A 12,315-nucleotide genomic window follows, 5' to 3' on the forward strand; every position below is an offset into this window, starting at 1 on the left:
GCTTCCGCGCCGGTCACAGCGCCCGGAGGCCGTTGATCACGTCGCGCAGAATACTCTCGTCCGGGAGCTCGGCCGGCGGGACCGGGCGGGTCACATGGACGAGTTCCGCGTGCACCAGGTCGCCGATGAGGACGCGGACCACGCCGATCGGCAGGTCGAGCTCCGCGGCGAGTTCGGCGACCGACTGCGGTGCGTCCCGGCAGAGGCCGACGATCTCCACGTGTTCGGGGGACAGTGTCGGGTCCGATTCCGGGTCGTCGGTGCCAGGCTCCGTGACCACCACCGCGATCAGATCGAGGCGGTGCTGCCCCGCACTCGTGGTGCGGCCGCGCGTCATGGCGTACGGACGGACGACCGGCCCGGCTTCGTCGTCGAACCAGTGGTTTCTTGTCTGACCGTCTGCGCTCATGTCATCCCACTACCCGCCTGCGGGCAGATCGGTGCGCGGGGCGGTGCCCAGATGCACGCCGACCCGCTTGACCAGGAGCGTCATCTCGTAGGCGACCTGTCCGACGTCGGAGTCGGCGTCCGAGAGGACGGCGAGGCAGCTGCCGTCCCCGGCGGCGGTGACGAAGAGGAAGGCGTCGTCCAGTTCGACCACCGTCTGCCGGACGCTGCCCGCCTCGAAATGGCGGCCCACGCCCTTGGCGAGGCTGTGGAAGCCGGACGCCACGGCGGCCAGATGCTCGCTGTCCTCCCTGGTCAGGTCCTTGGACGCCCCCGTCGGCAGTCCGTCGCCGGACAGGATGACGGCCTTGCGGATGCTGGCGACCCGGTCGACCAGGTCGTCCAGGAGCCAGTTCAGCTCGCCGTTGTTCGTCGCCGTGTGGCCGGTCGCCTTCGGTGCGGTCATCGACCGTCCCCCTTAGTCGTTCCTTGTGCTGTGCCGTTGCGGGCCCCGTCGCCCTCGGCGTTCTCCTCGCGGCCGCGCTGCCAGCCGCGCTGGAGCGAGGCCATCCGGCTGCGGACCTCCTCGGCATCACGGTCGGCGGGCGGCTCTCCCCGTCCGGCGCGCCGGTCGGTGTCCTGCTTGAGCTGGGGAGCCAGGTTCGCCTGGCGTACCCGCCGGGGCAGCGGACCGGCGCCCGGTGCGGGGGCCGCGTCACCGGTGGGTGCGGTGGTGCCGCCGCGGGGCGGTGCCGTGTCCGCCGGGCCGGCGGTGCCGGGTCCCCCGGGTCGGGTGCGCCGGGGCAGTGCCGGGGTTCCGGGCGTCGCGTCGGCACCCTCGGCCGGGGGCGCGGTGCGGTCCTCGGCCCGGTCGGTGACTCCGGTGCGCCGCCGGGAGGCGCTCCCCCGGCGGCGGGCGGGCAGCGGGGCCAGTGCGCCCGTCTCGGAGCGGCGCGGTCCAGCGGAGGGCCCGGGGTCCGGTTCCTCGCGGCGGGAGCGCTGGTCGCTGACGGGCTTGCCGTGCGAGCTGACCAGCTTGGGGGGCTGCCGCCGTGGCAGGGGTACGGGTCCGCGGTCACCGGTCTCGTCGCGCGGCAGCCGGTCGGCCGACCCGGTGGCCTCCTGCTCGTGGTCCTCCGCGTGGGGCCGGCGGGGGCGGAACAGGCCGCCGCGCTCGCTGTCCTCGTCCGGGAGGGCGCCGGGGAAGTCGTCCAGAGCGTCGAGATCGACGGGTGCCTCCAGTTCGACAGGGCCGTCCAGCAGGGAGGTGGGCAGGCCCGGCAGCTGCAGCGGGGCCTGGGACCGCCCGCCGGCACGGCCCGCGGCCTCGATCCCCTTCGCCGGGCGGTCCCGGTCGAGCCGGAAGCCGATGCCGTTGGTGTCCGGGACGTCGTCGGTCAGCAGCGCGTCGGGGATGAACACCACCGCGGTGGTGCCGCCGTACGGCGACGGCTGGAGGGAGACCCGGACGTTCTGGCGCTGGGCGAGGCGGCTGACCACGAACAGGCCGAGCCGGTCGGTGTCGGAGAGTTCGAACTCGGGGGTTTCGGCGAGGCGCAGATTGGCGTCCAGGAGCGCTTCGGCCGTCATGCCGAGACCCCGGTCGTGGATCTCCAGGGTGAAGCCGTTGGCGACGCGCTCGCCGAGGACCTGGACGGCGGTGTGCGGCGGCGAGAAGACGGTGGCGTTCTCCAGGAGTTCGGCCACGAGATGGGTGAGGTCGGCGACGGCGGGCCCGGTGACCGCGACCCGCGGCAGACGCCGGACCTCGATGCGCTCGTAGTCCTCCACCTCGGCGACGGCGGCACGGACGACGTCCATCAGCTGCACGGGCCGGCGCCACTGCCGGGAGGGGGCGGCGCCGGAGAGGATCACCAGACCCTCGGCGTGCCGGCGCATGCGGGTGGTGAGGTGGTCCAGGCGGAACAGGTCGGCGAGTTCGTCGGTGTCCTCGGTCCGGCGCTCCATGCTGTCCAGCAACGTCAGCTGCTTGTGCAGCAGCACCTGGCTGCGGCGGGCGAGGTTGACGAAGACCTCGGAGACGCCGGCCCGCAGCTCGGCCTGCTTGACGGCGGCCTCGACCGCGGCGCGCTGGAGGGTGTTGAGGGCCTGCCCGACCTCGCCGATCTCGTTCTTGTCGTACTCCAGGCGCGGCACCTCGGTCTCGACGTCCACCTGTTCTCCCGCGGACAGCCGGCGCATCACGCTCGGCAGCCGGACACCGGACGCCTCGTGCGCCTCCAGGCGCAGCTGGCGCAGGTCGCGGATGAGAGCGCGGCCGACCCGGATGGAGAGCACGACGGAGAGCAGCAGCGCGACCAGACCGAGGACCCCCGCGACGGCCGCCTCCGCGATGACCTCGACGGCGATGGGACGCACGCGGTCCTGGAAGCGGTCGCCCACCTGGTCGTCCAGGGTGCCCAGCTCCTTCAGGACGGACGCCGCGGCGGAGTCCCAGCTCTGTGCGGTGACACCGCGGGGGGTGCCCGACTCCCATGAGACGACGGAGCGTTCGGCCACCCGCAGCGGGGCCGTGGTGGCGTTCTTCCAGAAGCGGTCGTAGCGTTCGCGCTCCGCTGCGGGCAGCAGGGGCAGGCTGATGTCGTACAGCAGGGTGCGCTGGGCGACGAGGTCGGAGATCTCGCGGGTCTCCTCGCGGGTGAGGCGGCCGACGACGAGGGAGGAGCCGAGCAGCGCGTCCTCACGGGAGAGCAGCTCGCGGGCGCGGGTGATGTTGACCAGGCCGCGGGCCTGCTTGTCGACCTCGACGTCGTCGATGCCGTCGAGGGCCGCAAGGAGCGCGAAGCAGGGGTCGACGAGGTGGTTGTACTGGTCGAACGCCTGGGCGCGGGTGACGGTGCCCTGCTCGACGCCGCGGCGCAGGGAGTCGAGACCGTCGAGGGCGTCCAGCACGGCGGTCACGTGGTCGTTGTCGTCCCCGTCCATGCCCGACCGGATGTCGTCGTCCTTCGCGTTCGCGCGGAAGGTGGTGACCGCCCGGTCGGTGGCGGTGCGCGTGCGGTGGAGTGCCGAGAGGGCCTCGGAGGCCCGCGGGTCGGCGAGGTAGACGAGGGTCTGCCGGCGCTCCTGCTGCAGGACGCGGGCGGTATCCTCGGCGGGGTAGCCGATGTCCTGGACCACGTCGGTCACGCGGAACAGCCGGGCGACCTCGCGCCCCGTGAGCACTGTGGCGAAGCCCCAGACAGCGGTCAGGGACACCAGCGGCACGAGAAGCAGCGCCACGATCTTCCGGCGGATCGACTTCCCGCGAAAGCGCATGGCCTCCCCCAGCTCGACCCCCGCCGGCCGGGGGTGCTCGTGTCCGTCTACAAACGGCGCGAGCCTACTACCGCCCCACAGTTAACTCGAAGACATGTCCGGAGGATGAACTTCCGTTCCGGCGGCGAGACATGGCGAGTTGTCCGGGCATTGCGGGAGATTGCCACCGCGATACGGAGACCCTCCCCCGGCCCGAGGGCGCCCTCACAGACATCGGTTGGCTGGAAATTTTCGTCGGTTGGGAATCTTTGCCGGTTCTCGTGCGTCCTTCTCTATGGGAAATGGGGGCGGAATGGGCCACAGGAGCCGTATCCCGCACCCCGGCGGCGTAAAACTGCGCAAGCCGGGCAGCCACTGGGGAGTCGGGGTCTTCGGATGCCGGGGGCGAGCGGTCTGCTGGCGGTGGGGAGTGACACGGTGATGGGCACGGCGGAGCGGCGCAAGGCGCCCGAGGAGAGCGTGGCGGAACGCTCGCATGCGGGGCGGGGCCGGAAGGCGCCGGATCACGACGTCCCGGTGCCCGAGCGGGCGGGGGTGTCCGTCAGGGACGAACAGCGGCAGGGGTACCGGCCGTTGTGGGTGGAGGAGCCCGCGCGACGGCATCCGATGCCCGATCCGGTGCGTACGGCGGCGGTGCGGGCGCTCCTCGTCATAGCGGTGACGCTGATTCAGGCGATGGTCGCGTTCCTGTGCACGCTGGCCGGGTCGTGGCTGGCGTTCCCCATGGTGATCAGCAGTGTGGCGAGCACGGTGGCGGCCACCTGGGCCGTGGTCGACGTGTGGGTGACCCGCCAGGTCTGGAGCCAGCGGTACGGCGTGGTCTCGGAGCCGAGCAGCACGGCCCGGGCCCTGCGGCGGGAGCGGCGGGCCCGCCGGTACGAGGAGCGGGCCCGCCTGCGGGAACAGGAGCGGATACGCCGCAGGGGCGGCGCCGGACAGCTGTCGCACTCCTGACCCGGCGGACAACTGCCGCGGCACGGCCCCGGCGGACGGCGCTCGGACCGCCGGGACGCCCGCCCAGGCCGTAGGGATCCGGATCGCGAGGAATCCAGGCTGCCGGGACGTCCGGGCACAGAGGGGCCAGGAGCCGGACTGTTCGGGGGCGAGGTCCGCGGGACACAGACCGCAGAGCCAGACTGCCGGGACCCAGGCCCGCGGGACACAGACCGCCAGACCCAGGTCACCGGGACACAGACGGCCAGGACCCAAGCCATCGGAACTCACACGGCCAGGACCAGACTGCCGGGGCCCAAGCACGGCCAGGACCAGACTGCCGGGGCCCAAGCCATCGGGATCCGCGCTTCCGCGGCCGGCTCAGCCGGGACCCAGCCGGCACTCGGCCGGGGCGGCCACGGTGGTCACGGGGGTCGGCCGCGGCGGCCCGTCACAGCGCGGCCGGCGCCGCAGCCCGCTCGCCCCGCTCGCCCTCCGCCCGCTGGAGTTCGCGCCGGGCCCGCATGAAGGCGCGGGGCCGGTCCACTCCGAGCACGGCGACGGTGCGGCCGTCACGTTCGTAGCGGGCGAGGAAGCCGGACTCACCGGGCGCGCCGTCGTCGGTGATCTCGCCCTCGGTGACCTGGACGGTGTCACCCTCGCGGTACCGGCCCGCGAACTGGATCCGGGAGTCGTACTGGTCGGACCAGAAGTACGGCAGCGGGCGGGCGGTCGTGCGGGTGTGGCCGGCGAGCAGGTTCGTCACCGCGACGCGGGGCTGCTCGGTGGCCGAGGTCCAGTGTTCGGTCCGGGCGCCGCCGACCCGGGCGACGTCTCCGACCGCGACCACCTGGGGCAGGGCGGTCACGCAGCCGTCGTCGCACAGGACGCCGTCGTGCAGAGCGAGGGTCGAACCCGCCAGCCAGGCGGTGTTGGGGACGGCGCCGATGCCGACGATCACGAGGTCGGCGGGCAGGGCGCGACCGTCGGTGAGATCGACCCCGGTGACCGCGGTGGTGCCCCGGAGCCCGGCCACGCCGGTTCCGGTGACCAGTTCCACGCCGCCGCGGCGATGCAGCGCGGCGCACACCGCGGCCATCGGGGCGCCGAGTTGGGGCACGAGCGGCAGCGGGGCGGCCTCGACCACCGTGACCTCGTGGCCGAGACGGGCACACGAGGAGGCGGTCTCGGCGCCGATGAAGCCGCCGCCGATGACGACGACCCGGCGGGGCCCCCGGCTGAGGTCGGCGCGCAGGGCGCGGGCGTCGTCCAGGGTGCGCAGGGTGTGGATGCCGGCGGGGCTGTCGCCGGGCAGCCGGCGGGCGGCGGCACCGGTGGCGATGACGACGCCGTCGGTGGAGACCGTACGGCCGTCGTCGAGGACGACCGTGCGGCCACGGGTGTCGAGCCCGCGGGCGCGGACTCCGAGCAGCCACTCGGCGTCGAGTCCGGCGGTCTCGTCGGCGTCGGTGAGGGCCAGCCGGCTCTCGTCCGCGCGGCCGGTGAGGAAGTCCTTGGAGAGAGGAGGGCGGTCATAGGGGTGGTGGGGTTCCTCGCCGACGATCACCAGTCGTCCGTCGAAGCCCTGGGCGCGCAGTTCCCGGGCGGCGTGGAGCCCGGCGAGGGAGGCGCCGACGATGGTCACGGTCCTCATACGGCAGTGCTCCTGGCGTCGGTCGCGGGGCGGTGGGGGCGAGCCGGTGCCGCGGCGGGCGGGCGGCTGCGGACGGCCGCGGCGGGGTGAAGCCGGCCGGCGGTGGTCATGCGGCCGTACCCTCCTCGGCGCCGAGGTGGACGTGGACGACGCCGTCCTCCACGGTGACCCGGTGGGTGCGCACGGGGCGGCGGGCCGGCAGGCAGGTCGGTTCGCCGGTGCGCAGGTCGAAGGAGGCCGCGTGCAGCGGGCACTCGACCAGGCATCCCTCCAGCCAGCCCTCGGAGAGGGAGGCGTCCTGGTGGGTGCAGGTGTCGTCGATGGCGTACAGCTCGCCGTCCTCGGTGCGGAACACGGCGATCGGTGGCGTGGTCGCGATGCGGACGGATTCCCCCGCGGGGAGGTCTTCGAGGCGGCAGACGGGAATCACGGGCCCCCCTCTCGGTCCGGGACACTCGGTCCGGGACCTGCTCGATGCAGGCGTCAGGGTGCTGCCGGGAGCCCGGACCCACGTCGGTCCGGCCCGGCGATGCGGCAAGGGAGTGGTGGACCGTCATCGGTCCGGGTGGTCCGGCACCCTTCCGGGATCCGGACGCTTCGGTAACATGATGTTTCGCATGGCGCACGATCTAGCGCTATGCGCAACAGAATCCGGGCGGGACGACCGTCGCGTCAAGGGCTTCCCGCAGATGCGGCCCGAACCGGGCCGACAGGTGGTGAGAGTTGAGCCATGACCCGCACGCAGAAGCAGTCTGACCGCAGCGAGGAGACCACGGAGAACCCAGGGGCCCCGGAGAGGCAGAGCGGCCGCGGCGCGGCCGGCGCGGTGCAGTCGGTGGACCGCGCCGTGAGCGTGCTGGAGATCCTCGCCCGGCACGGCGAGGCGGGCGTCACCGAGATCGCCGAGGAGCTGGACGTGCACAAGTCCACGGCGTTCCGGCTGCTCGGCGTCCTAGAGAACCGCGGCCTGGTGGCCCAGGCCAAGGACCGCGGGAAGTACTACCTGGGGGCCGGCGTACTGCGTCTGGCGGGGGCGGCGGCAGTGCGTCTCGACATCTCCCAGGAGGGCGTCCCGGTCTGCCGGGAGGTCGCCGACGAGCTGGGCGAGACGGTCAACATCGCCGTGCTCGACGACGACGCGGCGGTCAACATCATGCAGGCCCGCGGCACCGCGTCCGTGACCGCGCAGAACTGGCTGGGCAGACGCACCCCGCTGCACGCCACCTCCAGCGGCAAGGTGCTGCTCGCGCACCTGCCGCCGACCCTGCGCGAGGGCCTGCTGGCACGGCCGCTGCCGCGGTTCACGGACCGTACGATCACCGGCGCGGCGATGCTGCGCGCCGAGCTGGAGGCCGTGGTCGGGCAGGGCTACGGCGTCACGATCGAGGAGCTGGAGCTGGGGCTCGCGGCCGTCGCGGCACCGGTGCGCGCGCACGACGGCAAGGTGATCGCGGCGATCAGCGTCTCCGGACCGGTGTACCGGCTCAACGCGGACCGCCTCCCGGAGGTGGCCAAACGCACGGTCGCCGCGGGTGCCGAACTGTCCCGGCGGATGGGGTACGGCTTCTGACCGAGACCGAGCGCCCGGGCCGGGCGGATCAGGCCGGCCTCCCGCGCACCCGTGATCCGGCAGGGGACACGGCAACCGCACACCGCGACCAAGGGCGCGGGACCGGGACTTCCCGGTCCCGCGCCGTCGTGTGTCCGAGAGGTTTCGCCCCGCAGATTCCTTTTGCCAAGGGTTAACGCGCACCCCTTGACGGCCCCGTGACGCCGTTCTCAATATGTTCCCCATCGCGCAACCCATCGTGCAATGCGCAACAGCAGAGGAGCTTGTCGTGCCACACGAGGTCCGTGCCGTAGTCGCTGTGAAGAAGGGCGCACCCGTGGAGGTGCGGACGATCGTCGTCCCCGATCCGGGGCCCGGTGAGGTGCTCGTCGACGTGCAGGCCTGCGGGGTGTGCCACACGGATCTCCACTACCGGGAGGGCGCGATCACCGACGACTTCCCGTTCCTGCTCGGCCACGAGGCGGCCGGCACCGTCGAGGCGGTCGGTCCGGGGGTCACCGATCTCAAGCCCGGCGACTACGTCGTCCTGGCCTGGCGGGCGCCGTGCGGCAGCTGCCGTTCCTGCCGCCGCGGCCGGCCCTGGTACTGCTTCGACTCCCGCAACGCCACCCAGCCCATGACGCTGCTGGACGGCACCCCGCTCAGCAACGCGCTCGGCATCGGCGCGTTCGCCGAGAAGACGCTGGTGGCGGCGGGCCAGGCGGTCAGGATCGACCCCGCCGCCCGGCCCGAGGCGGCCGGTCTCATCGGCTGCGGGGTGATGGCGGGCTACGGCGCGGCGGTCAACACGGGCAACGTCGGCCGGGGCGACTCGGTCGCCGTCATCGGCTGCGGCGGCGTCGGCAACGCGGCCATCGCGGGCGCCTGTCTGAACGGCGCCATGAAGGTGATCGCCGTCGACATCGACGACCGGAAACTGGACCAGGCGGAGAAGTTCGGTGCCACGCACACCGTCAACTCGCGGGGCACCGACCCCGTCGAGGCGGTCCGGGAGCTGACCGACGGCCACGGCGTGGACATCGCGATCGACGCGGTGGGCCGCCCCGAAACCTTCCTGCAGGCCTTCCACATGCGCGACCACGCGGGGCTGCTGGTCCAGGTCGGCGTCCCCGCCCCGGAGATGAAGGTGGAACTCCCGCTGATCGACGTCTTCTCGCGCGGCGGCGCCATCAAGTCCTCCTGGTACGGCGACTGTCTGCCGAGCCGGGACTTCCCGTTCCTGATCGACCAGTACCTCTACGGCCTGCTCGACCTCAACGCGTTCGTGTCCGAGACGATCGCCCTGGACCAGGTGGAGGAGGCGTTCGGCAAGATGCACCGCGGTGAGGTACTGCGCTCGGTGGTGGTCCTGTGAGCGTCCACGGGGCGGTGCGCGTCGAACGCGTCGTCACCTCGGGCACGTTCACCCTCGACGGAGAGACCTTCGACGTCGACAACAACGTCTGGCTGATCGGTGACGACGCGGAGGTGCTGGTGGTCGACGCCGCCCACGACGCCGAGGCGATCCACCGGGCCACCGCCGGCCGCCGGGTCACCGCCGTCGTCTGCACCCACGCGCACGACGACCACATCGACGCGGCGCCCGCGCTCTCCGACCTGACCGGCGCGCCCGTACTCCTGCACCCCGACGACACCGAGCTGTGGTCGCTCACCCACCCCGGCCGCAAGCCCGACGGCGAGCTGAGGGACGGCCGGATCCTCACGGTGGCCGGCATCGAACTCCGGGTGATCCACACTCCGGGCCACACCTGGGGCAGCTGCTCGCTCCACGCCCCCTTCCTGAACACCGTCTTCACCGGTGACACCCTCTTCCACGGCGGCCCCGGCGCCACCGGCCGCTCCTACTCCGACCGCCCGGCCATCGAGGCGTCCCTCCGCGCACGGCTGCTGACCCTGCCGGGCAGCACCGTCGTCCACACCGGCCACGGCCCGGACACGACGATCGCCGCCGAGCGGCCGAACGTCCCGACCGCCTGAGCGGTTCCCCGCCACCTGCCTTCCCCGCCACCACAAGGAGGGGCATGTCCAGCACCCCCGAAAAAGGGTCCCAGGGGCCCCGCGTCGTCGTCATCGGCGCCGGCATCGTCGGCTGCTCCCTGGCCGACGAACTGACCGCCCGCGGCTGGACGGACGTCACCGTCCTCGAACAGGGCCCCCTGCCCGCCCCGGGCGGCTCCACCTCGCACGCCCCCGGACTCGTCTTCCAGACCAGTCCGTCCAAGACCCTCTCGGAGTTCGCCCGGTACACCGTCGAGAAGTTCCGCTCCCTCGAAGCCGACGGCGTCTCCTGCTTCCAGCAGGTCGGCGGCCTGGAACTCGCGACCACCCCGGAACGCCTGGCCGAGCTGCACCGCAGGGCCGGCTACGCGGCCGCCTGGGGCATCCGCGGCGAGGTCGTGAGCACGGTCCGGTGCAAGGAACTCTGGCCGCTGCTGGACGAGTCGGTGGTCCTCGGCGGCTTCCACACCCCGGACGACGGTCTGGCCCGGGCCCTGCTCGCGGCCCGCGCCCAGATGGACCGCGCCACCGCGCGCGGCGCCCGCTTCCTGGACCGGCACACGGTCACCGGCATCGAGCAGCAGGACGGCCGGGTCACCGCCGTCGTCACCGACCGGGGCACCTTCCCGGCCGACCACATCGTCTCGGCGGCCGGCTTCTGGGGCCCGGTGATCGGCCGCATGGCGGGCATCGACGTACCGCTGCAACCCCTCGCGCACCAGTACACGAAGACCCGGCCGCTGCCCGAACTGAGCGGCGCCACGGCCGAGGCGACGCGGCCCATCCTCCGCTTCCAGGACCGTGACCTGTACTTCCGCGAGCACACCGACCGCCTCGGGATCGGCTCCTACGCGCACCGCCCGATGCCGGTGGATCCGTTCGCGGTCCTCGGGTACGACGAGGCACGCGCCCGGGACATGGAGATGCCGTCCTCGTACCCCTTCACCCCCGAGGACTGGGCACCGAGCTGGGAGGACTGTCGGCGGCTGCTGCCCGCGCTGCGGGAGTCGGAGATCGAGACCGGGTTCAACGGCGTCTTCTCCTTCACGCCGGACGGTATGCCGCTGCTCGGAGAGGACCGGCGGCTGCGGGGCTTCTGGCTGGCCGAGGCGGCCTGGGTGACCCACTCGGCCGGGGTGGCGAAGGCGGTGGCCGAGTGGATGGTGGACGGCAGGCCGGCCGTCGACGTGCACGAGTGCGACCTCACGCGATTCGAGGAAGCGCAGCGTTCACCGTCGTACGTCCGTGAACGCGGTTCACAGCAGTTCGTCGAGGTGTACGACGTCCTGCACCCCCTCCAGCCGATGGAACAGCCCCGCCCCCTCCGCGTCAGCCCCTTCCACGCCCGCCAGCAGCAGCTCGGCGCCGTCTTCCTGGAGGGCAACGGCTGGGAACGCCCGCACTGGTACGAGGCGAACGCCCCGCTCGTGGACGCCCTCGACGGCCTCCCCGAGCGCGACGCCTGGTCGGCCCGCTACTGGTCGCCCATCGCCGCCGCCGAGGCGAAGGCCACCCGCGAGGCGGTCGCCCTGTACGACATGACCCCGCTGCGCCGCCTGGAGGTCACCGGCCCCGGCGCGCTCGCCTTCCTCGACCGCATGACCACGAACAACCTCCGCAAGAAGCCCGGAGCCGTCACCTACACCCTGCTCCTCGACGAGACCGGGGGCGTCCGCTCCGATCTCACGGTCGCCCGTCTCGCCCCCGACCGCTTCCAGATCGGCGCCAACTCCCCCGCCGACCTGGACCGGCTGCTCCGCCACGCGCCCGACGGCGTGCAGGTCCGCGACATCACCTCCGGCACCTGCTGCATCGGGGTCTGGGGGCCCCTCGCCCGCGCCCTCGTCCAGCCCCTGACCGCCGACGACTTCTCCCACGAGGGCTTCGGCTACTTCCGGGCGAAGCAGACCCACGTCGGACACGTGCCCGTGACGGCGATGCGGCTGAGCTACGTCGGCGAGCTGGGCTGGGAGCTGTACACCACCGCGGACCTGGGCCTGAGGCTCTGGGACACGCTGTGGGAGGCCGGACAGGAGCTGGGCGTGGTCGCCGCGGGCCGCTCCGCCTTCAACTCCCTGCGCCTGGAGAAGGGCTACCGCGCCTGGGGCACCGACATGACCGACGAGCACACCCCGTTCGAGGCCGGCCTCGGTTTCGCCGTCCGCATGGACAAGGAGGACTTCGTCGGCAGGGCGGCGCTCCAGCGGGCCGGAGAACCCTCCCGCCGGCTCACCCCGCTCCTGCTGGACGACCCCGCCGCCGTGGTCCTCGGCAAGGAACCGGTCCATGTCGACGGCGCCCCGGCCGGTTACGTGACCAGCGCGTCGTACGGCTACACGCTGGGCCGCTGCGTCGCGTACGCCTGGCTGCCGGCCGGGCTCTCCGCCGGTACCGGCGTGCACGTCGAGTACTTCGGCCAGAAGGTCCCGGCGACCGTCGCCGACGAGCCGCTGTTCGACCCGAAGATGACCCGCATCCGTCGCTAGGAGGCGCC

The 12,315-nt window shown here is 73.0% G+C and carries 10 protein-coding genes; 5 read left to right on the forward strand and 5 right to left on the reverse strand.

Translation table 11 applies throughout. The features are described from left to right. Positions 1-13: 13 nt before the first annotated feature. Genes S1361_RS07760 through S1361_RS07770 form a run of 3 tightly spaced genes read right to left on the reverse strand, consistent with a single transcriptional unit; the run spans position 14 to position 3,666 of the window. A complete protein-coding gene (locus S1361_RS07760; RefSeq protein WP_208031105.1) occupies positions 14-409 on the reverse strand; it encodes a DUF742 domain-containing protein in 396 nt (131 codons plus the stop codon). A 9-nt stretch (positions 410-418) separates the two neighbouring features. Beyond that, a complete protein-coding gene (locus tag S1361_RS07765; RefSeq protein ID WP_208031106.1) occupies positions 419-853 on the reverse strand; it encodes a roadblock/LC7 domain-containing protein in 435 nt (144 codons plus the stop codon). Then, positions 850-3,666, reverse strand: coding sequence for a nitrate- and nitrite sensing domain-containing protein (locus tag S1361_RS07770; protein ID WP_208031107.1), 2,817 nt, complete (start codon positions 3,664-3,666; stop codon positions 850-852). Before S1361_RS07770 ends, S1361_RS07765 begins: the two co-directional genes overlap by 4 nt. Before the next feature lie 375 nt (positions 3,667-4,041). On the opposite strand from S1361_RS07770, the gene S1361_RS07775 reads away from it, so the two are divergent. Continuing rightward, on the forward strand, positions 4,042-4,620 hold the full coding sequence (locus S1361_RS07775; protein WP_243769118.1) for a hypothetical protein: 579 nt from the start codon (positions 4,042-4,044) through the stop codon (positions 4,618-4,620). A gap of 430 nt (positions 4,621-5,050) precedes the next feature. Here S1361_RS07775 and S1361_RS07780 read toward each other — a convergent pair whose 3' ends face one another. Together S1361_RS07780 and S1361_RS07785 are read right to left on the reverse strand one after the other, a co-directional pair. Continuing rightward, positions 5,051-6,253, reverse strand: a complete 1,203-nt coding sequence (locus S1361_RS07780) for an NAD(P)/FAD-dependent oxidoreductase (protein ID WP_208031108.1) — start codon at positions 6,251-6,253, stop codon at positions 5,051-5,053. A gap of 106 nt (positions 6,254-6,359) precedes the next feature. Further along, positions 6,360-6,683, reverse strand: a complete 324-nt coding sequence (locus tag S1361_RS07785) for a bifunctional 3-phenylpropionate/cinnamic acid dioxygenase ferredoxin subunit (protein WP_208031109.1) — start codon at positions 6,681-6,683, stop codon at positions 6,360-6,362. A 300-nt stretch (positions 6,684-6,983) separates the two neighbouring features. Between S1361_RS07785 and S1361_RS07790 the strand changes: the two genes are divergently transcribed. The 4 genes from S1361_RS07790 to S1361_RS07805 all read left to right on the forward strand — a co-directional run bounded on the left by S1361_RS07790 (position 6,984) and on the right by S1361_RS07805 (position 12,307). Beyond that, complete coding sequence (locus tag S1361_RS07790; protein ID WP_208031110.1) at positions 6,984-7,823, forward strand: IclR family transcriptional regulator; 840 nt, start codon at positions 6,984-6,986, stop codon at positions 7,821-7,823. A gap of 268 nt (positions 7,824-8,091) precedes the next feature. Beyond that, complete coding sequence (locus S1361_RS07795) at positions 8,092-9,177, forward strand: S-(hydroxymethyl)mycothiol dehydrogenase (RefSeq protein WP_208031111.1); 1,086 nt, start codon at positions 8,092-8,094, stop codon at positions 9,175-9,177. Next, a complete protein-coding gene (locus S1361_RS07800; protein WP_208031112.1) occupies positions 9,174-9,800 on the forward strand; it encodes an MBL fold metallo-hydrolase in 627 nt (208 codons plus the stop codon). The genes S1361_RS07795 and S1361_RS07800 overlap by 4 nt, the downstream gene beginning before the upstream one ends. Before the next feature lie 44 nt (positions 9,801-9,844). Then, positions 9,845-12,307 carry a GcvT family protein gene (locus S1361_RS07805; protein ID WP_208031113.1) on the forward strand — a complete coding sequence of 821 codons (2,463 nt, stop codon included), beginning with the start codon at positions 9,845-9,847 and terminating at the stop codon, positions 12,305-12,307. Positions 12,308-12,315: the final 8 nt, after the last annotated feature.

The organism is Streptomyces cyanogenus (assembly GCF_017526105.1).
Classification (GTDB): domain Bacteria; phylum Actinomycetota; class Actinomycetes; order Streptomycetales; family Streptomycetaceae; genus Streptomyces; species Streptomyces cyanogenus.